Raw genomic sequence first — 21,294 nt, forward strand, 5'->3', positions numbered from 1 at the left:
CTATAAAAACTAATAAATTAGTCTTTTTTCTCTTCTGTAGCTGTTTCTTCTGTTGCAGCATCTTCAGCTTTAACCTCTGCAGCAACTTCAGCAACTGGAGCTTCTTCAGCTTTTTTCTTCGCAGCACCACGACGTCTAGTCGCTTTTTTCTCTACTTTCGCAGTTTTACCGTATACTTCGTTGTAGTCAACCAATTCGATGAACGCCATCTCAGCGTTGTCACCTAAACGGTTTTCTAACTTAATAATACGTGTATAACCACCTGGACGAGTAGCTACTTTCTCTGAAATCTCGCGGAACAAGATTGTAACTGCATCTTTGTCTTTTAAGTACGCGAATACAGTACGACGAGAGTGTGTAGTATCGTTTTTAGATTTTGTAATCAAAGGTTCTACGTACGTACGTAAAGCTTTAGCTTTAGCCAAAGTTGTAGTAATACGTTTGTGTTTGATTAATGAAGTCGCCATGTTAGCTAACATCGCCTTACGGTGACTGTCAGTGCGGCCTAAGTGATTTACTTTTTTTCCGTGTCTCATTTTAGTTTGTTTTTTGTGCGCACCGTTCAGGTTATGAGTATACTTCAGTAAAAAACCTTACCAGAGTATCTTTTTCTATTTCCTGAGGAATTACGCAGCAGGTCGCTTTATATAAAGTATTAATTATTCTTCGTCCAATTTGTATTTAGACAAGTTCATTCCAAAAGATAAACCTTTAGATTTTACAAGCTCTTGGATTTCGCTTAACGATTTTTTACCGAAATTACGGAACTTCAACATATCAGCTACATCGTAGGTAACCAATTCTGCTAAAGTACGAATATCAGCAGCTTTTAAACAATTCAATGCACGCACAGAAAGGTCTAAATCTACCAATTCAGTTTTCAAAATCTTACGCATGTGTAGGATCTCTTCGTCCACAACTTTAGTCTCTTCTTTTGTTTGAGACTCCAACAACATATTCTCGTCGGAGAACAACATAAAGTGTTGAATCAAGATGCGAGCTGCTTCTTTCAAAGCATCTTCAGGGTGAATAGATCCATCAGTAGAAATATCTAACAACAATTTCTCGTAGTCAGTTTTTTGCTCTACACGATAGTTTTCAATGGTATATTTTACATTCTTAATCGGCGTATAAATCGAATCGATAGCGATCAAACCTACAGGTCCATCTGTAACTTTGTTTTCTTCCGCATTCACATATCCACGGCCTTTAGCAACGGCAAGTTCCACTTCAATTGTTACAGAACTTTCCATATTACAGATAACTAAATCTGGATTTAAGACTGTAAAATTGTTTGAAAATTTAGTGATATCGCCTGCGCTAAATTGATCTTGACCATTGATAACTACAAAGATTTTCTCGCTATCACCTTGCTCACCTGTTTTCTTAAAACGCACTTGTTTCAAGTTTAAGATGATCTCGGTTACGTCTTCCACAACACCTTTAATCGTTGAGAATTCGTGTGAAACGCCTGAAAATCTTACCGACGTAATTGCATATCCTTCTAAAGAGGACAATAAAATACGGCGTAAAGCATTACCAATAGTAACACCAAAACCTGGCTCTAATGGACGAAATTCGAATGTACCATCAAAATCCGTAGACTTTTGCATGATAACTTTATCCGGTCTTTGAAATGCTAAAATTGCCATTTATAATGTTTTATTTTTTTTATAACAATTAATATATCTTAATAGCAGATGCATAGCCTTTTCAGACTATGCATATAACTACTAATTATTATTTAGAGTACAACTCTACAATTAAGTTTTCCTTAATATTTTCAGGGATATCAGCACGCTCAGGGAAAGTAACAAATGTACCTGTTAACCCTTTTGCGTCCCATTCTAACCAACCAAATTTGTTGATTGTTCTTCCTGCTACCGAGTTTGTAATAGCTTCTAAAGTCTGAGAACGCTCACGAACAGCTACTACATCACCTGGACGAAGGCTATATGATGGAATGTTAACAACACTTCCGTTAACAGTAATGTGCTTATGCGAAACTAATTGACGCGCTGCAGAACGTGTAGGAGCAATACCTAAACGGTAAACTACGTTATCCAAACGAGCTTCTAATAATTTCAAGAAGTTCTCACCTGTGATACCTTGCTTTGCAGCCGCTTTTACGAATAAATTAGAGAATTGACGCTCTAATACACCGTATGTATATTTTGCTTTTTGTTTTTCTAACAACTGAATAGCATATTCAGATTGTTTACCTCTTCTTTTTGAAGGTCCATGTTGACCAGGAGGATAATTCTTTTTTTCTAATGCTTTATCAGGGCCGAAAATTGGCTCTCTGAATTTACGTGCAATCTTGGACTTAGGTCCTGTATATCTTGCCATTATCTTATTCTGTTTGAAGTATCAATCAGGCTATACCCGACGAATCTTATCTTAAACAATTCTGTTAATTAAACTCTTCTGCGTTTTGGAGGACGACAACCGTTGTGAGGAAGTGGAGTGATGTCTTTAATAGTAGTAACATCAATACCTACAGTTTGTAAAGTACGGATTGCAGACTCACGACCTGCACCAGGACCTTTTACAAAAACCTCAACTTTACGTAAACCTAAATCGTACGCCACTTTTCCGCAGTCGTTAGCAGCTTGACCTGCAGCATAAGGAGTGTTCTTTTTTGAACCTCTGAATCCCATTTTACCTGCACTTGACCAAGAGATTGTTTGACCTTGGTTGTTTGTCAAAGTAATGATGATGTTATTAAACGTAGCGTTGATATGAGCTTGACCTACAGGCTCGATAACTACGATACGCTTTTTTGTAGCTTTTTTAGTTTTAGCCATTTCTTAATGATTATTTAGTAGCTTTTTTCTTGTTTGCAACTGTCTTACGTTTACCTTTACGGGTACGTGAGTTGTTTTTAGTACGTTGACCACGAACTGGTAAATGTTTACGGTGACGTAAACCACGGTAACAACCGATATCCATTAAACGTTTGATGTTCAATTGAACCTCAGAACGTAATGCACCTTCAACTTTAAGCTCATCATTAATAATAGTACGAATAGCTGCTAGTTGATCATCGTTCCACTCCGAAACTTTAACGTCCTCACTGATACCTGCCTTCTCTAAGATGTAAGCAGCAGTAGCACGACCTACACCGAAGATATAGGTAAGGCCGATAACGCCTCTCTTGTTTTTAGGTAAATCTATACCTGATATCCTTGCCATATAATATTTTAAGCGATTTGTTAATTAATTACCCTTGACGTTGTTTAAATTTAGGGTTCTTTTTGTTGATCACAAAAACTTTCCCTTTGCGACGGATGATTTTACAGTCCGCGCTACGTTTTTTTACTGATGCTCTTACTTTCATTGTTTTTTAACTTTAGGCTCTTATCCAGAGCGATATCTTATTTATAACGATATGTAATTCGACCTTTGGTTAAATCGTAAGGAGACATTTCTAATTTAACTTTATCTCCAGGTAAGATTTTGATATAGTGCATACGCATCTTTCCAGAAATATGTGCAATAATTTCATGCCCATTTTCTAACTCAACCCGGAACATAGCATTAGATAATGCTTCCTTGATAACACCGTCTTGTTCTATAGAGGCTTGTTTAGCCATATGATATATCCTTAATTAATATTTAAAAGCCTGCAAATTACAGGAGTGCAAAGATAAATAAAAAATATTGAAACTCAACTACCTTTTACTTAAAACTTTCTCTATCTCTTCGAAATTCAACAAAACGTCTGGTTTTCCTTTTTGGATAGCTACCATCTGTTCAAAGTGAGCCGACAACTTACCATCAACAGTACTAACTGTCCAGCCATCATCCCAGAACTTCACTCCAGCTTTTCCGGCATTAATCATAGGTTCAATACAAATTACTAAACCCTTGTCTAATTTAGGACCAGAACCACGTTTTCCATAATTCGGAACTTCAGGTTTCTCGTGTAAGTGTAAACCCACACCATGACCCACAAGCTCACGCACAATACCGTAATTATAAGGCTGCACATGCTCTTGAATAGCCGCGGAGATATCGCCCACACGTTTCCCGGCTACAGCTTGCTCTACCCCTTTGTATAAGGCTGCTTTGGTAACATCCAAAAGCGTCTGTGCCTCAGCAGAGATAGCCCCTACACCAAAAGTGTAAGCCGAGTCGGAAATAAAACCATTTAAGTTTACACCACCATCAACAGAAATAATATCACCTTCTTTAAGTACATAATCACTCGGAAAACCATGCACAATTTGATCATTAACTGAAATACAAAGTGAATATGGGAATCCATGATAATTCAAAAAGGCAGGTGTACCACCATGATCCTGAATATATTCAAATGCCAACTTATCTAAAGACAAGGTAGTGATACCTGGCTTAATAACCTTAGCAATTTCTGCAAGCAATTGCGAGAGTACATTCGCAGACTCTCGCACTTGCTCAATTTGTTCTTCTGTTTTATAGATTACTTTAGACATCCAAAGAGTTAAATAGCTGATTGATCATATCCTTCAACACCTACTGCAGAACGCCCTTTAACGCGACCTGTCTTCATTAAACCATCGTAATGACGCATTAACAAATGAGACTCGATCTGTTGTAAGGTATCCAACACTACCCCTACCAAGATCAACAAAGATGTACCTCCATAGAAATGGGCAAACTGATTATTTACCCCTGCCGCACTCGCAAGTGAAGGCATAATAGCAATAATCGCTAAGAAAACAGCGCCCGGGAAGGTGATACGAGAAATAACGTTATCAATAAACAAATTCGTATCATATCCTGGTTTTATGCCCGGAACAAAACCTCCGTTTTTCTTCATATCCTCAGACATCTGCTGCGGATTTACCATGATAGCCGTATAGAAAAATGTAAATGCAATAATCAATACTGCAAACGTTACATTATACGCTACGGAAGTAAAATTAGTCAGCGACGTTAAGAAATCCGATTGAAGCGAAGGAAAAAATTGTGCCAATGACATGGGTAAAAACATAATTGCCTGCGCAAAAATAATAGGCATTACACCAGCAGCATTCACTTTTAAAGGAATATACTGACGCACACCGCCAACCTGTTTATTACCTACAATTTTCTTTGCATATTGCACAGGAATTTTCCGAACTCCTTGTACAATTAATATAGTAAAGATTACAATAAAGAACAAAGCGATAGCTTCAACCAAAATAGGGATAATACCACCACCGCTAGGACTCATACGAGATGCCCATTCAGCTACAGCACCACCCGGTAACTGCGCGATAATACCCGCCATAATAATCAAAGAAATACCATTTCCGATTCCTTTATCCGTAATTTTTTCACCCAACCACATCACAAACAAGGTACCTGCAGTCAAAACGATGGCAGCAAGAATCGTGAACATTGGATCTGCAATAGTTTTAGCACCCGGTTCAATTTGTGTCTTCACGTAAGCCACAGCTTGAACAATGGTAATTCCTAATGTCAGATAACGTGTAATCTGGTTCATTTTTTTTCTACCAGACTCACCTTCTTTTTGCATCTTTTGAAATGCTGGAACCGCAATCCCCAATAATTGTACAACGATAGATGCCGAAATGTAAGGCATAACACCTAAAGCAAATATAGCAGAACGAGAGAATGAACCTCCCGCAAACATGTCTAGTAGGCCTAATAGACCTTCTTTTTGACCAGTAGCTAAAGCATCCGGATTTACACCTGGTAATACCACGTGACATCCTATACGATAAATAAGAAGAAATAGCAGGGTATTAATAATACGCCCACGTAAATCTTCAATCTTCCATATATTGGTTAAGGTTGTGATTAGTTTCTTCATGTATTAAAGTTTTACGATAGAACCACCTGCGGCTTCGATAGCTTTTTGAGCAGAAGCTGAAAATGCATGCGCTTTAACTTCAACTTTAGCAGTAAACTCACCACGACCTAAAACTTTGATAAGGTCATTTTTAGAGGCTAAACCATGCGCTTTCAACGTATCGAAATCGATAACAGTTAGATTGTGTTTTTCAACAAGGGCTTGCAAAACGTCTAAGTTCACACCATTGTACGCTACGCGGTTAATGTTTTTGAAACCCACCTTAGGTACACGGCGTTGCAAAGGCATTTGACCACCTTCAAAACCGATTTTAGTCGAGTGACCAGAACGAGATCCAGCACCTTTGTGACCACGTGTCGAAGTACCACCACGACCTGAACCTTGACCACGACCAATACGTTTTCTGTTTTTTGTTGAACCAACTGCTGGTTTTAAATTACTTAAGTTCATTTTTTAAACTAAGATTATGCTGCGCCTTCGCTTTCACTAAACAGGACACAACGATTAAAAATTTGATTATAAACAACTAATGGAAAGGGATTATAGCCCTTTCCATAGTATATTTTTAGATAGTCTCTACCGCTACCAAATGATTTACTTTACGTACCATTCCGATAATTGCTGCAGTAGCTTCAACTTCTACTGAGTGATTGATTTTTTTCAATCCTAAGGCCTCAATAGTTTTCTTTTGGCGCTCGCTTCTGTCGATAACGCTCTTTATCTGGGTGATTTTGATTTTTGCCATGATAATTAACCGTTAAATACTTTATTTAAATCGACACCGCGGTGCTGTGCTACTGTATAAGCATCACGCATATTTGCTAAAGCATCAATTGTTGCTTTCACCACGTTGTGCGGGTTAGAAGATCCTAATGATTTTGCCAATACATCTTTGATACCAGCAGACTCCAATACGGCACGCATTGCACCACCAGCCAAGACTCCAGTACCACCTACTGCTGGTTTGATTAATACCGAACCACCAGAGAATTTACCGTATTGTTCATGAGGAACTGTTCCTTTAATAATAGGAACTTTAACTAAATTTTTCTTTGCATCATCGATACCTTTAGTAATTGCTTCAGTTACCTCTTTAGCTTTTCCTAAACCGTAACCTACGATACCATTTTCGTCACCGACAACAACGATTGCAGAGAAACTGAAAGTACGACCACCTTTAGTTACTTTTGCTACACGTTGGATGCTTACTAAGCGATCTTTTAATTCAATTTCGCTTGATTTTACTCTTTTAATATTGCTTAATGCCATTTCTTTCTATTGATTAAAAGTCTAAACCGCCTTCGCGCGCACCTTCTGCCAATGATTTAACACGGCCATGGTACAAGTACCCATTACGGTCAAAAACTACTTTGCTAATACCTGCTGCAACTGCTTTCTCAGCTACCAATTTACCAACCGCTTTCGATTGTTCTACTTTATTACCAGACGCGGTAAAATCTTTAGATAAGCTTGAAGCTGCCACTAAAGTTGTTCCCGTAGTATCGTCGATAATTTGCGCGTAGATACCTTTATTACTTCTAAACACGGACAAGCGTGGACGTAAAGCCGAGCCTGAAAGGTGCTTTCTAATTCCTTTTTTAATTCGCTCTCTGCGAGATGTTTTATTTGCTGCCATGGTTATTATTTTTTAGCTGATTTACCTGCTTTTCTTCTCAATACTTCACCTACAAACTTGATACCTTTTCCTTTGTAAGGCTCTGGTTTACGGAAGCTACGGATTTTTGCCGCTACTTGACCAATTAATTGTTTGTCAATAGACTCCAAAGTGATCGTAGGGTTTTTACCTTTTTCAGCAGTTGTCGTAACAATAATTTCTTTTGGCAATACAAATACAATCTGGTGAGAGTATCCTAAAGTCAACTCCAACGTATTTCCAGTATTAGAAGCACGGTAACCCACACCCACTAATTCTTGCGTAGTTTTGTATCCTTCAGTTACACCTACAACCATGTTGTTAAGCAACGCACGGTATAAACCATGTAATGCTTTGTGTTTCTTTTGTTCTGTAGGGCGAGTTACTAAGATGTTACCATCTTCTGTAGTAATAGTAATATCGCTATCTACATTTTGCGTTAATTCACCCTTAGGTCCTTTTACTGTAACAAGATTTTTATCCGATACAGTTACCGTTACTCCGGCAGGAATAGCGATGGGTGCTTTTCCAATTCTTGACATTTCTTTGTGTGTTTTCCTAGATTAATAAACGTAACATAAAACCTCACCACCTACATTTTGTAAGCGAGCTTCTTTATCTGTCATAACTCCTTTTGAAGTAGACAATACTGCGATACCTAAGCCATTTAAAACACGAGGTAAGTTGTCAACACTTGCATACTTTCTTAAACCAGGTTTACTCACACGTGTCAAGGTGCGAATAGCCGGTACTTTGCTAATTGGATTGTATTTCAATGCAATTTTGATAGAACCCTGAGGTCCTTCTTCAATAAATTTGTAATTAGCAATGTAACCTTTGTCAAAAAGAACTTTTGTAATTTCTTTTTTAAGGTTCGATGCAGGAATTTCAACAACCCTGTGGTTGGCCTTAATGGCATTCCTTACTCGTGTAAGGTAATCCGCTATTGGATCTGTATTCATTATATACGATATATTTTGATAGGGGTTTCATCAACTAACCGAAGTTAACGACCTACTATCTGTTAAAAAATAAAATGCAATGCAAAAAAACCCGATAAACCATGTTTCAGGTTTATCCGGGCAAAAGTACGTTTTTTTTTTGAATTACCAAGAAGCTTTTTTCACCCCTGGGATCTTACCGTCTAAAGCCATTTCACGGAAAGTTACACGTGAAATACCAAACTGACGCATATATCCTTTAGGACGACCTGTTAATTTACAACGGTTGTGTAAACGAACTGGTGAAGCATTTTTTGGCAATTTATCTAATCCAGCGTAATCGCCAGCTTCTTTTAAAGCTTCACGTTTTGCTGCATATTTAGCTACCAATTTTTGACGCTTTACTTCGCGTGCTTTTAATCCTTCCTTAGCCATTGTTGTTCGTATTTTGATTTTTGAATGGTAAACCGAATTGTTTTAATAACTCTAAGGCTTCGATATCATTTCCTGCAGATGTTACAAAGGTAATATCCATACCCGTAATTTTATTGATTCTGTCAATGTTAATTTCCGGGAAGATAATTTGCTCTGTTACCCCTAAGTTGTAGTTACCTCTACCGTCAAAACCTTTATCGTTAATTCCACGGAAATCGCGGATACGTGGCAATGAAACAGCGATCAAACGATCTAAAAATTCGTACATAGTATTGTCACGTAATGTAACACGTGCACCAACTGGCATTCCTTTACGTAATTTAAAGTTCGAAATATCTTTCTTAGATTTTGTAGGAACCGCTTGTTGACCTGTAATTAATGTTAATTCCGCGATAGCGTTATCAATTAATTTCTTGTCAGCAGTAGCTGCACCAACACCTTGAGATACTACGATTTTCTCCAGTTTTGGAACTTGCATAACGCTTTTATACTGGAATTTTTCTTTCAGCGCAGTGCGGATTTCTTCCGCATATTTCGCTTTTAATCTTGGTACGTAAGTCATTATTTAATTTCCTCCCCTGATTTTTTAGCGTAACGAACAATTTTACCTTCTGCATTAACTTTACGACCAATACGTGTTGGTTGTCCTGTTTTAGGATCTAATAAAGCTAAGTTAGAGATAGTGATTGCAGCTTCTTTCTCAATAATACCACCTTGAGGATTAGCCGCACTCGGTTTAGTGTGTTTTTTAACGAAGTTAGCGCCTTCTACGATAGCTCTGTTAGCTTCCACTAAAACTTGTAATACTTTTCCTTGTACACCTTTAGAGTTACCAGCGATAACTTTCACTAAATCACCTTTTTTGATTTTGATTTTGTGAGTTTTTTTTGTTTTTTGTGCCATAATTATAAAACCTCCGGTGCTAGTGATACAATTTTCATGAACTGTTTCTCACGCAATTCACGAGCCACAGGGCCGAAAATACGTGTTCCACGTGGTTCATCATTATTATTCAACAATACTGCTGCGTTGTCATCGAAACGAATATAAGAACCATCTTTACGACGGATTTCTTTTTTCGTACGTACAACTACTGCTTTAGAAACTGAACCTTTTTTCACGTTTCCTGAAGGTATAGCGCTCTTAACGGTAACAACGATCTTATCACCGATAGATGCATAACGCTTACGCGTACCGCCTAACACACGGATTACTAAAACTTCTTTAGCTCCAGAGTTGTCGGCCACATTTAATCTTGATTCCTGTTGTACCATGTTATTTAGCTCTTTCTAAAATTTCAACTAATCTCCAGTTCTTTGTTTTACTCAGCGGACGCGTTTCCATAATTAATACCGTATCGCCGATACCGCAGGTATTAGTTTCGTCATGAGCTTTGAATTTAGTAGTTTTCTTAACAAATTTACCGTAAATAGGGTGTTTTACTTTACGTTCAACAGCTACCACGATAGATTTATCCATCTTGTTGCTAACTACTAAGCCGATTCTTGTTTTTCTTAAATTTCTTTCCATTTCGACTTAAATTTTATGCCTCAGCGGCTGTTTCAGATTTTGCTGCATTCTTAAGGCTAGTAATCTGTGTAGAGATACGAGCGATAGTTTTGCGAGCTGCACGAAGAACGTTAGGGTTCTCAATAGCAGAAACAGCATGTGCAAATTTTAACTTGTTTAAAGCAGCTTTCTCTTCAGCGAGTTTAGCTGTTAACTCTTCAATTGTTAATCCTACGATTTCTGAATTTTTCATTTTTTTCAGTATTATATTGGGTTATCAATCTAGTTTATAGTATGCCTTACGGGTAACGGCCGTAAGGCTAAACGATTGACATTACCAACGATGTTATGCTTCAACGTAATCTCTACGTATAACAAATTTAGTTTGTACAGGCAACTTCTGAGCTGCTAAACGCAAAGCTTCTTTTGCAACCTGTAAAGGTACACCTTCTGCTTCGAATAACATACGTCCTGGGCGTACTACGGCTACCCAATACTCAGGCGCACCTTTACCTTTACCCATACGTACCTCTGCAGGCTTCTTCGTAACCGGTTTGTCCGGGAAAATACGGATCCATACTTGACCTTCACGCTTCATAAAACGCGTTACCGCGATACGAGCAGCCTCGATCTGACGGCTGGTGATCCATGCTTCCTCCAGAGATTTGATACCGAATGAACCGAAAGCTAACTCTGCACCACGTGATGCGTTACCTTTCATGCGCCCTTTCTGCATCTTTCTGAACTTCGTTCTTTTTGGCTGTAACATGTTCGAATTATTTTTAATCTACTCTAAAGTAGACAATTTACATCTTATTATTTAATTAACCTTTGTTTGCACCACCACGGTTTCCACCACGATTTCCACCACGGTTGTTGTTGTCACGACGACCACCACGACCACCACGGTTATCGCGACGCTCAGCGCCACCTTCGTTGTTGCCACGTGATTTTACGCCTGAAGTTTGACCGATGTTAGGTGATAAGTCACGTTTACCGTAAACCTCACCTTTACAGATCCATACTTTAACACCAATTTTACCATAAGTAGTTAAAGCTTCAGCTAAAGCGTAGTCGATATCAGCACGTAATGTGTGTAAAGGAGTTCTTCCTTCTTTGTACTGTTCAGTACGCGCCATTTCGGCACCGCCTAAACGACCTGAACACATAATTTTGATACCTTCAGCGCCCATACGCATTGTAGAAGCGATTGCAGTTTTCATTGCACGACGGAATGAAATACGTGCTTCTAATTGCTTAGCCACACCTTCAGCTACTAATTTAGCGTCTAGTTCTGGACGTTTGATCTCGAAGATGTTAATTTGAACATCCTTTTTAGTCAATTTCTTTAACTCTTCTTTGATCTTGTCAACTTCCTGACCACCTTTACCGATAACAATTCCTGGACGAGCCGTGTGAATTGTTACTGTGATGCGTTTTAAAGTTCTTTCAATAACAACTTTAGCTACGCCACCTTTAGCGATACGTACAGAAAGATATTTTCTAATTTTTTCGTCCTCAACTAATTTATCGGAATAGTTTTTTCCGCCGAACCAGTTAGAGTCCCATCCTTTGATGATACCTAATCTGCTACCAATTGGATTTGCTTTTTGTCCCATTCTTTATAATAAATTAGTTGTTAACGTTATTTAAACTATCTACTACCAAAGTAACGTGGTTTGAACGCTTACGAATTCTGTATCCACGACCTTGAGGAGCTGGACGTAATCTTTTTAATTGACGGCCACCGCCTACAGATACTTCCTTAACAAATAAAGCACTATCCGCTACAGAAGAACCTTCGTTCTTAGCTTCCCAGTTCTTAATTGCTGATAATAACAACTTCTCTACACGAATAGCTGCTTCTTTACCAGAGTGTTTAAGGATGTATAAAGCGTTTTCTACTTTTTCGCCACGGATAAGATCCACTACCAAACGCATTTTACGTGGTGAAGTAGGGCAATTCAATAATTTGGCAGCAGAAGCTCCTCCTACCTGAGCTTTTGCCTGCTCTTTTGCTTGTCTTATTAAGACAGACTTTTTAAGTTTTTTTGTTGCTTCCATTACCTATTATTTTTTCTTTTCTGCGTGGCCTTTGAATGTACGCGTAGGCGCAAATTCACCAAGCTTGTGACCAACCATATTTTCTGTTACATAAACAGGGATAAATTTATTCCCGTTGTGCACTGCGAAGGTATGGCCAACAAAATCAGGTGAAATCATAGATCTACGTGACCATGTTTTAATAACTGACTTTTTGTTTGTGTCATTCATAGAAAGAACTTTTCTTTCTAAGTTGTGATCGATATAAGGACCTTTTTTAATTGAACGAGCCATTATTTTTTCCTTCTCTCAATGATGTAACGATTTGATGTTTTCTTCTTGTAGCGTGTTTTGTAACCTTTTGCTAACACACCTGTACGTGAACGAGGGTGACCTCCTGAAGAGCGACCTTCACCACCACCCATAGGGTGATCTACCGGGTTCATAGCAACACCACGAACGCGAGGACGACGACCTAACCAACGTTTACGACCCGCTTTACCTAACACTTGGTTTGCTTTTTCAGCGTTCGATACCGAACCGATTGTTGCAACACAAGTTAATAAGATCATACGAACCTCACCTGAAGGCAATTTGATAATAGCATATTTACCATCACGAGCAGACAACTGAGCATAAGTACCAGCCGAACGAGCGATTGAACCACCCTGACCAGGGTTAAGCTCAATGTTGTGGATGATAGAACCCAAAGGAATGTTTGCTAATGGTAATGTATTACCAATTTCTGGGGCAACCTGCTCACCTGCAACTACAGTTTGACCAACTTGTAATCCTGTAGGTGCAATAATATAACGTTTCTCACCATCAGCGTAGTGCAATAAAGCAATACGAGCAGTACGGTTTGGATCGTACTCGATAGTAGCAACTTTTGCAGGGATATCTTTTTTATCGCGTTTGAAATCTATTAATCGGTATGTTTTTTTGTGCCCACCACCGATGTAACGCATAGTCATTTTACCGGTGTTATTACGACCACCTGATTTCTTGATGCTAACTACTAAAGATTTCTCAGGAACGTTAGTTGTAACGTCTGAATAATCAGCACCTACTCTAAAACGAGTACCAGGGGTTACCGGTTTGAATCTTTTAACTGCCATTTTTTAATTATATAACACTGTAAAAGTCAATAGTTTCACCATCTTGAATTGTAATGATGGCCTTTTTATACTTAGGAGCTCTTCCAGAAACAAAACCTGCTTTTGTGTGGCGGCTTTTCGCTTTACCAGCAACTACTGCTGTGTTTACAGCTACTACTGTAACACCAAACATAGCTTCAATAGCCGTTTTAATCTGAATTTTGTTTGCTCTATGATCTACTTTGAAAGCGTAACGGTTTAATTTCTCCGTTAACAATGAAGCTTTCTCAGTTAAGATAGGTTTTTTAATAATTTCCATATTACTTAGCTAATGCTTCCTCCAAAGTTTTAACAGAATCTGTTGTTAACAATAATTTCGTAGCGTTCAATACATCGTAAGTATTCAACTCTGCTGCTACAATAACTTTTGCTTTCTTTAAGTTTCTGCTTGATAAATAAACATTGTTATCATATGCTGGCAATACTAATAAAGTTTTCTCGTCAGCAAGGTTTAAAGCGTTTACAAAAGCTAAATAGTTTTTAGTTTTGATAGACTCAAAGTTAACTGTGTCTAAAACGACAACATTGTTTTCTTGTGCTTTGTAAGATAACGCTGATTTACGTGCCAATTGCTTTAATTTTCTATTCAATTTAAAGCCATAGTCACGAGGTTGAGGACCGAATACACGACCACCACCATTAAACAATGGAGATTTGATAGAGCCCGCACGAGCACCACCAGTACCTTTTTGTTTGTGTAATTTACGAGTTGAACCCGCGATTTCATTACGTTGTTTAGATTTGTGTGTTCCTTGGCGTTGGTTCGCTAAGTATTGTTTCACATCTAAATAGATCGCATGGTCGTTAGGTTGTACTCCGAATACCGACTCAGGTAGTTGCACCTTGGCACCTGTTTCTTTACCTGATAAATTTAATACATTAACTTCCATCTCTACTATTTGTCTACGATTACATATGAACCTTTAGCTCCTGGAATGGAACCACTAACAACGATAAGGTTTTGCTCAGGGTAAACTTTCAATACCTGTAAGTTTTGAATTTTCACTCGCTCTCCACCCATACGACCAGCCATGCGCATTCCTTTGAATACACGTGAAGGCCAAGAAGAAGCACCTAATGAACCTGGCGCGCGTAATCTGTTGTGCTGACCGTGAGTCGCACCACCTACACCACCAAAGCCATGACGCTTCATTACACCTTGAAAACCTTTACCTTTTGAAGTACCCACTACATCTACGTACTCGCCTTCATTAAATAAAGTTACATCAATGATGTCACCTAGTTGTTTCTCATCCTCGAAAGTTTTGAATTCAACTAGTTTACGCTTAGGAGTCACTCCTGCTTTCGCAAAGTGTCCTTTTAAAGGAGCCGTCGTGTTCTTTTCTTTAGCTTCATCAAAGCCAAGCTGAACTGCCGAATAACCGTCCTTCTCTTCCGTACGTATATGCGTTACCACGCACGGCCCAGCCTCGATTACTGTACAAGGGATGTTCTTCCCTTCAGCGTTGAACAGGCTGGTCATTCCTACTTTTTTACCAATAATTCCTGACATGTTATAAATTAAATTAATTAAAGTCCATCGAAGCAGTAGGGCTTCGCTCAAGACATACTTCCCCCAATAAGGGACTGCAAAAGTACAAACATTTTTATAACTATCAAACAATTAGCGGATTATTTTTTCTATTTTTTTTACCCTTCTCGAAATATATTGCCTATACTGGAATCGATAGCATCGCACTAAGGAAGAACGCGGTACTGGTATAAAAGCAAAAAAGACATCCAAGGATGTCTTTCGCATAAATTAATTTTTTAAAACCTGCATTCCACTAATACTGCCCGGTATTTAACATGACTAACGTACAAGCCTCCACGGGCTCAATACCCGCCTCTTTTAATGTTTCTGCAAAAGCACTATTCTCTGTACCCGGATTAAAAATAACGCGTTTGGGTTTCGTGGCTATTATATAAGAATAATAAATCTCCTGATTTTGTGGGCCAACGTAAAGCGTGATGGTATCAATATCCTGATACACAACATCAGCAGGCTCGATAGCCACACCAGCCACCTCCCCTTTTTTACGTCCTACATTAACAATAGGATAACCTTTACGCACCAATTTATTTGCAACTAAATACGCGTACCGAGCCGGATTGGTACTAGCGCCAAGAATCAACGTTTTTTTCATAATTCAAAGTTTATAGTTTAGTTATCCACAAAGCCTCCATTGGCGTCATAGGCATTCTGCCTTAAAATAGGCATTTCCAATATTTTATACAAATCATCCAACTTCACCAAGCTGCCATTCACCATATTTGACAATAACACAATCGTAATATCATTCTTTAAATCACGCACATACAGATTTCTAAAACCATGCCACCAACCGGTATGGTAGACCACCTGCTCCTGCGCAGGGCTAAACGTACGCCAACCGTAACCATAGCTAAAAACCCCATGCTTAGCATCAGACCTAGGCATATAAGCGGAATCCAACAAGCTCTTATTCAACAACCTACCATCACGTAATGCCCTATCCAGCAAATACATATCTCCAACTGTACTGTATATACCCTTATCACCCAAAGGGCCATCCAAATAATCCTGCACCACAGATCTACGCCAAGTACGATCATGGCCAATAACATCCGTAGGGATTTTATCATACTTCACCCGAGAAAGAGCTGCCGTATTTTTCATGCCTGCAGGTTTAAAAACATGTTCCTGCATATAGGTAGCAAAATCTTGCCCTGCGACCTTTTCAATAATAGCCCCCAGCACCATATAGTTGGAGTTATTATAATGAAAACGCCCATCAGGCGCACCATATCTTGTAGGCTTATGTTCGATCATTAAGTTTATTGCATCGATATTAGACATTCCCTGTTTACGGTTTGGCCATAACTTTTCAACAAAATACACATAATTAGGCAAGCCAGACCGATGAGTCAACAACATTTTAACCGTAACCCCAGGATAAGGAAAACCAGGAAAAAAATCAGATACCTGTTGATCCAACTGTAATTTACCCGCTTCTACGAGCTGTAGCGTAGCGATACCCGTCATAGGCTTCGAAACCGACGCCAATTCAAATTTAGAATCAAAATGCAAACTATCCTTCAACAAATAATTTGCCCAGCCAAAAGCATTCTGATAAATGATCTTGCCTTTTTTTGCGACCAATACATTTCCATTAAATCCAGACTTAGCGTGCAGCTTTTTCATAAAAGCATCGATCTGCGGATCAGCATCTACCGGATTATAAAGCAAAGCTAAACTATCGACCTCAGCCTGTTTTTTCTGAACCTGTTCTTTTTTCTCCTCTGCACTAGTACACGATAATATTAATAATGCAAAACCTATATATACTAAATTACTAATTGATATTTTCACAAATACACCTATTCTAAACGTCCAAAATAAATATAGGAAATACAGCTATAAGTCCCAATATAAAACTAAAAAAGAAGCCACTTTATTACTAAAGTGGCTTCCATATATCGATAAAGTTACGCGCTTAAGCAAGTAAACGAATAGGCGCTTCTAATAAACCTTTTAACGTTTGCAAAAATTGGGCTCCAGTTGCACCATCCACCACGCGGTGGTCACAACCCAAAGTCAATTTCATTATGTTACCTGGAACTACGGCACCATTTTTTACCACAGGAACTTGTTGAATAGCCCCTACAGAAAGAATTGCTCCATCTGGAGAGTTTATAATGGAAGTAAACTCATCTATGCCAAACATACCTAAGTTAGACACCGTGAACGTAGAACCTTCCCAATCTGCTGGGGTTAATTTTTTAGATTTCGCTTTACCAGCAAAGTCTTTAACCTCTGCAGAAATATGAGATAAGGATTTACCATCTGCAAAACGAACTACAGGCACCAATAAGCCATCTTCAACAGCCATAGCAACACCAATATTCGTATGCTCATTGAAACGGATTTTATCACCTCGCCAAGAAGAGTTCACGGCAGGGTGTTGTTTCAACGCCACGGCAACCGCTTTGATAACCATATCATTGAAAGAAACTTTCACAGGCGCCACCTCATTAATTTGAGCACGAGCAACCATAGCATTATCCATATCAATACTTACAGTAAGGTAGAAATGCGGCGCTGTAAATAAAGACTCACCTAAACGACGAGCAATAGTTTTACGCATCTGCGATACACCCACCTCAGTATATCTTTCTTCACCCACAAACTGCGGAAGAGAAATGGTTTTAGTTTCCGATTTTGAAGCAGAAGCCTCTTTGCTTACAGGTTCAGATTTCGCTACAGGGACAAAGTTTTCTACATCTTTCTTCACAATACGTCCGCCATCTGCAGAACCCTTAACCTCGCTCAAATTAATACCTTTTTCTTTAGCAATTTTACGCGCCAAAGGAGAAGCCTTCACCCGATCATCGTCAGCAGATTCCGCCGTAGCACTAGCAGCTGTAGCCGTGTTAGCATCAGCAGCTACCCCTGCAGTTTCAGCAGGCTTTTCAGCCGTAGCAGCCGGAGCCGCAGATTTTTGGTTTAACAACGGAGTAATATCCGTTCCTGCCGGGCCCACAATAGCAATGATATCGTTAACCTTAGCCGCTTCACCAGCCTCCAAACCAATATATAACAAAGTGCCCTCTGCGTAAGCAGTAACTTCCATTGTTGCTTTATCCGTTTCTACATCCGCGATTGCATCGTCAGACTTAATCGTATCACCTACTTTAAAGTTCCACTGTGCAATAACACCCTCAGTCATCGTATCACTCAACAAAGGCATCGTGATAACGGTACATCCCAAATCCTCAGCCGAAACCGAAGCTGCAGACGCAGACGCAGACGTATCCGCTGCCGGCACTGCTGGTGCAGCATCCGCTTTAGGCTCCTCTGCAGCAGCAGTTGCCGCAGTATCACCCGCTAATAAGGACTTATAATCCTCACCTTCTTCACCCAAAACAGCGATTACTGCATCAATAGCAACAGCTTCGCCATCCTTTGGACCAATATATAACAATGTACCTTCTTGATATGACTCCAAGTCCATTGTTGCTTTATCTGTTTCGACTTCTGCAAGAAGATCGCCAGTATTTACTTTATCACCAACTTTTTTGTGCCATTTAGCGATTACACCTTCAGTCATGGTGTCGCTCATTTTCGGCATTTTAATTACTTCAGCCATGTATGATAGATAATTATATCTTTAAAAACCTTTAAAAAACTATTAGTCCATTATAAATGGATAATCCTCTTGTACATAAATATCGTTGTACAATTCATCCACTGTAGGGTATGGAGACTCTTCCGCAAACTTAACCGACTCTTCAACCACCTTTTTAACATCAGCCTCAACCTCGGTAAACCAAGCATCGTCGGCATAATTATTTTCCAAGATAGCATGTTTCGTGCTCAACAAAGGATCTCTACCTTTAAACTCTTCCAACTCCTCTTTTGTACGGTACTTCGCAGGGTCAGACATAGAGTGCCCTTTATAACGGTAGGTACGAATTTCTAAAAATGTTGGCCCTTCACCCGCACGTGCACGTTGTACTGCTTCATCCATGGCGTTGTGTACCGCTACCGGATCCATACCATCTACAGGCATACTAGGCATATCAAAACCTAAACCAATTTTATAGATGTCCTGCATATTAGTCGTACGTTGTACCGAAGTACCCATCGCATAACCATTGTTTTCACAAACAAAAATTACAGGGATCTTCCACAACATCGCCATATTAAATGTTTCATTTAAGGCTCCCTGACGTACCGCTCCATCTCCCATGAAACAAACATTCACATTATCTTTGCCTAAGTATTTCTCCGCAAAAGCAATACCAGCACCTAAAGGAATCTGACCACCCACGATACCGTGGCCGCCCATCATTCTATGTTCTTTAGAGAAAAAGTGCATAGAACCACCTTTACCTTTAGAACAACCGGTAATTTTACCATACATTTCCGCCATACAAGCATTGGCAGAAACACCTTTTGCCAAAGCATGAGCATGATCACGATAAGAAGTAATCAGGGTATCTTCCGGTCTAGTTGCAGAAATTGTACCTGCTACTACAGCCTCCTGACCAATGTATAAATGACAGAATCCACGGATTTTTTGTTGTCCGTACAATTGACCTGTTTTTTCTTCGAATTTACGCATGAGTAGCATAGATTTATACCACTCTAGATATGTTTCTTTTGTTATAGGTGTTGAACTCATTATAAAGTCTTTTTCTTACTTAACCGACTACAAATCTAATAATTTATCTCGATAAATGGGTACAATAATCCAACCAAGGAAGGATTTTTTGTCACATTTCAATAATATTTAATTTTAAGCTAACGTAAGGATAAACGCAAAGGAGAGTTTACCGAAGTTAACCTTTCAGCAAAGCTACGAGTGCGTCGAAATCCAACTTACGCTGTTCCCCGGAATGCATATGCTTAACCGTCACTACACCGGAATCCCGCTCATCCTCGCCCACCAATACCACATATGGAACCTGCTTGGCATCCGCGTAGCTCATTTGTTTTTTAAGCTTGGCTGCTACAGGATATAGTTCAGCGCCGATTCCAGCAGCTCGTAGTTTCCCGAGTAAAGGAAGCGTATACGATTCTAGGGCTTTATCAAAATTAACGATCAATACCTGAGTAGATGTCGAGTGCGTCTGTGGATATAGGTTTAACTCTTCCAATACATCATAAATACGATCGGCACCAAAGGAAACCCCAACACCGGTCAGGCCTTTTAGTCCAAACATACCCGTAAGGTCGTCGTAGCGACCACCACCACCGATGCTACCCATAGCCACCTCATTGGTTTTTACTTCAAAAATACAACCGGTATAATAATTTAAACCCCGTGCCAAGGTAATATCCACCTCTACCACCCGCTTTAAAACCTCCTCATTAACACCAAAAGCAGCTACATAGGCCAACACTTCCTCTAGTTCACGAATACCTAAAAGCCCCGTTTCTGAGCTTGCTAAAACCGACTTCAGCTGGGTTAGTTTCGCTATTGTATCCCCTTCTAATAGGATTATAGGTTTTAATAGCGCTAAATCCTCGGCAGTAAAGCCGCGTTCCACCAACTCTTTATTGACTCCTTCTAAACCAATTTTATCCAATTTATCAATAGCCACCGTCATATCAACGATAAGTTCCGGTTTACCAATAATTTCGGCAATACCGGCAAGGATTTTACGGTTATTTAGTTTAATGGTAAAATCTTTAAGACCTAAATCCGTCAATGCCTCCTGATAGATTAAGATAAATTCAGCCTCGTTCAGCAGACTTTCGGACCCTACAACATCGACATCACATTGAAAAAACTCGCGGTAACGACCGCGCTGAGGCCGATCAGCACGCCATACAGGTTGAATCTGAAACCTACGGAAAGGCAAGGCAATATCATTTTGATGCATCACTACATAACGTGCAAATGGCACCGTTAAATCATAGCGTAATGCCTTTTCAGAAATCTGAGGAATTAAAGCATTGGACTTCTTTTCCAGCAGTAAAGCCGAATCCGCTTTGGATAAAAAATCTCCAGAATTCAGGATTTTAAAAATCAATCTGTCGCCCTCATCACCGTACTTGCCGGTTAGGGTGTTTAAATTTTCAAAGGATGGTGTCTGTATTTCACTGTACCCATACTTTTTAAAAACCTTTTTCAGAGTATTGAAAATGTAATTTCGCTTCTCCATTTCTACTGGAGAAAAATCGCGTGTACCTTTTGCTAAAGATGGTTTTATTGCTGCCATGCAGCAAAGTTAAGATAACAATGCGAATATGAAATACCTAGA

General features: G+C 39.2%; 34 protein-coding genes. All 34 read right to left on the reverse strand.

Features of this window, described 5'->3' with window-relative positions:
• Nucleotides 1-17 precede the first annotated feature (17 nt).
• Nucleotides 18-536: a 50S ribosomal protein L17 gene (gene rplQ / locus ACL9RF_RS08115; RefSeq protein ID WP_422800121.1), complete on the reverse strand. Its 519-nt coding sequence runs from the start codon at nucleotides 534-536 to the stop codon at nucleotides 18-20.
• 123 nt (nucleotides 537-659) lie between these two features.
• Nucleotides 660-1,652: a DNA-directed RNA polymerase subunit alpha gene (locus ACL9RF_RS08120; RefSeq protein WP_422800122.1), complete on the reverse strand. Its 993-nt coding sequence runs from the start codon at nucleotides 1,650-1,652 to the stop codon at nucleotides 660-662.
• 88 nt (nucleotides 1,653-1,740) lie between these two features.
• Nucleotides 1,741-2,349 (reverse strand): 30S ribosomal protein S4, encoded by a 609-nt coding sequence (rpsD, locus tag ACL9RF_RS08125; protein ID WP_422800123.1) that lies wholly within the window; start codon nucleotides 2,347-2,349, stop codon nucleotides 1,741-1,743.
• A 68-nt stretch (nucleotides 2,350-2,417) separates the two neighbouring features.
• Nucleotides 2,418-2,807, reverse strand: coding sequence for a 30S ribosomal protein S11 (gene rpsK, locus ACL9RF_RS08130; protein WP_422800124.1), 390 nt, complete (start codon nucleotides 2,805-2,807; stop codon nucleotides 2,418-2,420).
• 10 nt (nucleotides 2,808-2,817) lie between these two features.
• Nucleotides 2,818-3,195: a 30S ribosomal protein S13 gene (gene rpsM / locus ACL9RF_RS08135; RefSeq protein WP_422800125.1), complete on the reverse strand. Its 378-nt coding sequence runs from the start codon at nucleotides 3,193-3,195 to the stop codon at nucleotides 2,818-2,820.
• A 28-nt stretch (nucleotides 3,196-3,223) separates the two neighbouring features.
• On the reverse strand, nucleotides 3,224-3,340 hold the full coding sequence (gene ykgO / locus ACL9RF_RS08140; protein WP_165320151.1) for a type B 50S ribosomal protein L36: 117 nt from the start codon (nucleotides 3,338-3,340) through the stop codon (nucleotides 3,224-3,226).
• 37 nt (nucleotides 3,341-3,377) lie between these two features.
• On the reverse strand, nucleotides 3,378-3,596 hold the full coding sequence (gene infA, locus ACL9RF_RS08145) for a translation initiation factor IF-1 (RefSeq protein WP_079643278.1): 219 nt from the start codon (nucleotides 3,594-3,596) through the stop codon (nucleotides 3,378-3,380).
• A 78-nt stretch (nucleotides 3,597-3,674) separates the two neighbouring features.
• Nucleotides 3,675-4,457 (reverse strand): type I methionyl aminopeptidase, encoded by a 783-nt coding sequence (gene map, locus ACL9RF_RS08150; protein WP_422800126.1) that lies wholly within the window; start codon nucleotides 4,455-4,457, stop codon nucleotides 3,675-3,677.
• Between the two features lie 8 nt (nucleotides 4,458-4,465).
• The gene (gene secY / locus ACL9RF_RS08155) at nucleotides 4,466-5,803 is read right to left on the reverse strand and encodes a preprotein translocase subunit SecY (RefSeq protein ID WP_422800127.1); all 1,338 of its coding nucleotides are present in this window, start codon (nucleotides 5,801-5,803) and stop codon (nucleotides 4,466-4,468) included.
• Between the two features lie 3 nt (nucleotides 5,804-5,806).
• Nucleotides 5,807-6,253: a 50S ribosomal protein L15 gene (gene rplO, locus ACL9RF_RS08160; RefSeq protein WP_422800128.1), complete on the reverse strand. Its 447-nt coding sequence runs from the start codon at nucleotides 6,251-6,253 to the stop codon at nucleotides 5,807-5,809.
• 115 nt (nucleotides 6,254-6,368) lie between these two features.
• Entirely contained in the window at nucleotides 6,369-6,548 is a 180-nt protein-coding gene (gene rpmD / locus ACL9RF_RS08165; protein WP_094257897.1) for a 50S ribosomal protein L30, read from the reverse strand.
• Nucleotides 6,549-6,553: 5 nt separating this feature from the next.
• Nucleotides 6,554-7,057 (reverse strand): 30S ribosomal protein S5, encoded by a 504-nt coding sequence (rpsE, locus tag ACL9RF_RS08170; protein ID WP_422800409.1) that lies wholly within the window; start codon nucleotides 7,055-7,057, stop codon nucleotides 6,554-6,556.
• 28 nt (nucleotides 7,058-7,085) lie between these two features.
• Nucleotides 7,086-7,448, reverse strand: a complete 363-nt coding sequence (gene rplR, locus ACL9RF_RS08175) for a 50S ribosomal protein L18 (protein WP_422800410.1) — start codon at nucleotides 7,446-7,448, stop codon at nucleotides 7,086-7,088.
• Nucleotides 7,445-7,999: a 50S ribosomal protein L6 gene (gene rplF / locus ACL9RF_RS08180; RefSeq protein ID WP_422800129.1), complete on the reverse strand. Its 555-nt coding sequence runs from the start codon at nucleotides 7,997-7,999 to the stop codon at nucleotides 7,445-7,447. The genes rplR and rplF overlap by 4 nt, the downstream gene beginning before the upstream one ends.
• Nucleotides 8,000-8,020: 21 nt before the next feature.
• Nucleotides 8,021-8,422, reverse strand: coding sequence for a 30S ribosomal protein S8 (gene rpsH / locus ACL9RF_RS08185; RefSeq protein WP_422800411.1), 402 nt, complete (start codon nucleotides 8,420-8,422; stop codon nucleotides 8,021-8,023).
• A gap of 141 nt (nucleotides 8,423-8,563) precedes the next feature.
• Complete coding sequence (gene rpsN, locus ACL9RF_RS08190) at nucleotides 8,564-8,833, reverse strand: 30S ribosomal protein S14 (protein ID WP_422800130.1); 270 nt, start codon at nucleotides 8,831-8,833, stop codon at nucleotides 8,564-8,566.
• Complete coding sequence (gene rplE / locus ACL9RF_RS08195) at nucleotides 8,826-9,395, reverse strand: 50S ribosomal protein L5 (RefSeq protein ID WP_422800131.1); 570 nt, start codon at nucleotides 9,393-9,395, stop codon at nucleotides 8,826-8,828. Before rplE ends, rpsN begins: the two co-directional genes overlap by 8 nt.
• A complete protein-coding gene (gene rplX, locus ACL9RF_RS08200) occupies nucleotides 9,395-9,736 on the reverse strand; it encodes a 50S ribosomal protein L24 (RefSeq protein ID WP_422800132.1) in 342 nt (113 codons plus the stop codon). The genes rplE and rplX overlap by 1 nt, the downstream gene beginning before the upstream one ends.
• Nucleotides 9,737-9,738: 2 nt before the next feature.
• Nucleotides 9,739-10,107, reverse strand: coding sequence for a 50S ribosomal protein L14 (gene rplN / locus ACL9RF_RS08205; RefSeq protein ID WP_037498951.1), 369 nt, complete (start codon nucleotides 10,105-10,107; stop codon nucleotides 9,739-9,741).
• Between the two features lies 1 nt (nucleotide 10,108).
• On the reverse strand, nucleotides 10,109-10,363 hold the full coding sequence (rpsQ, locus tag ACL9RF_RS08210; protein WP_099370336.1) for a 30S ribosomal protein S17: 255 nt from the start codon (nucleotides 10,361-10,363) through the stop codon (nucleotides 10,109-10,111).
• A gap of 13 nt (nucleotides 10,364-10,376) precedes the next feature.
• Nucleotides 10,377-10,595 (reverse strand): 50S ribosomal protein L29, encoded by a 219-nt coding sequence (gene rpmC / locus ACL9RF_RS08215; protein ID WP_422800133.1) that lies wholly within the window; start codon nucleotides 10,593-10,595, stop codon nucleotides 10,377-10,379.
• Between the two features lie 93 nt (nucleotides 10,596-10,688).
• Nucleotides 10,689-11,111 carry a 50S ribosomal protein L16 gene (gene rplP, locus ACL9RF_RS08220; RefSeq protein ID WP_422800134.1) on the reverse strand — a complete coding sequence of 141 codons (423 nt, stop codon included), beginning with the start codon at nucleotides 11,109-11,111 and terminating at the stop codon, nucleotides 10,689-10,691.
• A 55-nt stretch (nucleotides 11,112-11,166) separates the two neighbouring features.
• The gene (gene rpsC / locus ACL9RF_RS08225; protein ID WP_422800135.1) at nucleotides 11,167-11,961 is read right to left on the reverse strand and encodes a 30S ribosomal protein S3; all 795 of its coding nucleotides are present in this window, start codon (nucleotides 11,959-11,961) and stop codon (nucleotides 11,167-11,169) included.
• A 13-nt stretch (nucleotides 11,962-11,974) separates the two neighbouring features.
• Nucleotides 11,975-12,406, reverse strand: coding sequence for a 50S ribosomal protein L22 (rplV, locus tag ACL9RF_RS08230; RefSeq protein WP_422800136.1), 432 nt, complete (start codon nucleotides 12,404-12,406; stop codon nucleotides 11,975-11,977).
• Nucleotides 12,407-12,412: 6 nt separating this feature from the next.
• A complete protein-coding gene (gene rpsS, locus ACL9RF_RS08235) occupies nucleotides 12,413-12,679 on the reverse strand; it encodes a 30S ribosomal protein S19 (protein ID WP_422800137.1) in 267 nt (88 codons plus the stop codon).
• Nucleotides 12,679-13,503: a 50S ribosomal protein L2 gene (gene rplB, locus ACL9RF_RS08240; protein ID WP_422800138.1), complete on the reverse strand. Its 825-nt coding sequence runs from the start codon at nucleotides 13,501-13,503 to the stop codon at nucleotides 12,679-12,681. The genes rpsS and rplB overlap by 1 nt, the downstream gene beginning before the upstream one ends.
• Nucleotides 13,504-13,510: 7 nt before the next feature.
• A complete protein-coding gene (gene rplW, locus ACL9RF_RS08245; RefSeq protein WP_422800139.1) occupies nucleotides 13,511-13,801 on the reverse strand; it encodes a 50S ribosomal protein L23 in 291 nt (96 codons plus the stop codon).
• A 1-nt stretch (nucleotide 13,802) separates the two neighbouring features.
• Nucleotides 13,803-14,432 carry a 50S ribosomal protein L4 gene (rplD, locus tag ACL9RF_RS08250; RefSeq protein WP_422800140.1) on the reverse strand — a complete coding sequence of 210 codons (630 nt, stop codon included), beginning with the start codon at nucleotides 14,430-14,432 and terminating at the stop codon, nucleotides 13,803-13,805.
• Between the two features lie 5 nt (nucleotides 14,433-14,437).
• Nucleotides 14,438-15,055 (reverse strand): 50S ribosomal protein L3, encoded by a 618-nt coding sequence (gene rplC, locus ACL9RF_RS08255; RefSeq protein WP_422800412.1) that lies wholly within the window; start codon nucleotides 15,053-15,055, stop codon nucleotides 14,438-14,440.
• Between the two features lie 274 nt (nucleotides 15,056-15,329).
• Nucleotides 15,330-15,689 (reverse strand): CoA-binding protein, encoded by a 360-nt coding sequence (locus ACL9RF_RS08260; RefSeq protein WP_422800141.1) that lies wholly within the window; start codon nucleotides 15,687-15,689, stop codon nucleotides 15,330-15,332.
• A gap of 17 nt (nucleotides 15,690-15,706) precedes the next feature.
• Nucleotides 15,707-16,888 (reverse strand): serine hydrolase domain-containing protein, encoded by a 1,182-nt coding sequence (locus ACL9RF_RS08265; RefSeq protein WP_422800413.1) that lies wholly within the window; start codon nucleotides 16,886-16,888, stop codon nucleotides 15,707-15,709.
• 130 nt (nucleotides 16,889-17,018) lie between these two features.
• On the reverse strand, nucleotides 17,019-18,671 hold the full coding sequence (locus ACL9RF_RS08270; RefSeq protein WP_422800142.1) for a 2-oxo acid dehydrogenase subunit E2: 1,653 nt from the start codon (nucleotides 18,669-18,671) through the stop codon (nucleotides 17,019-17,021).
• Between the two features lie 42 nt (nucleotides 18,672-18,713).
• Nucleotides 18,714-19,709 (reverse strand): pyruvate dehydrogenase (acetyl-transferring) E1 component subunit alpha, encoded by a 996-nt coding sequence (pdhA, locus tag ACL9RF_RS08275; protein ID WP_422800143.1) that lies wholly within the window; start codon nucleotides 19,707-19,709, stop codon nucleotides 18,714-18,716.
• 157 nt (nucleotides 19,710-19,866) lie between these two features.
• The gene (gene hisS / locus ACL9RF_RS08280) at nucleotides 19,867-21,252 is read right to left on the reverse strand and encodes a histidine--tRNA ligase (protein ID WP_422800144.1); all 1,386 of its coding nucleotides are present in this window, start codon (nucleotides 21,250-21,252) and stop codon (nucleotides 19,867-19,869) included.
• Nucleotides 21,253-21,294: the final 42 nt, after the last annotated feature.

It is taken from the genome of Sphingobacterium sp. Mn56C (assembly GCF_049319645.1).
In the GTDB taxonomy this organism is placed as follows: domain Bacteria; phylum Bacteroidota; class Bacteroidia; order Sphingobacteriales; family Sphingobacteriaceae; genus Sphingobacterium.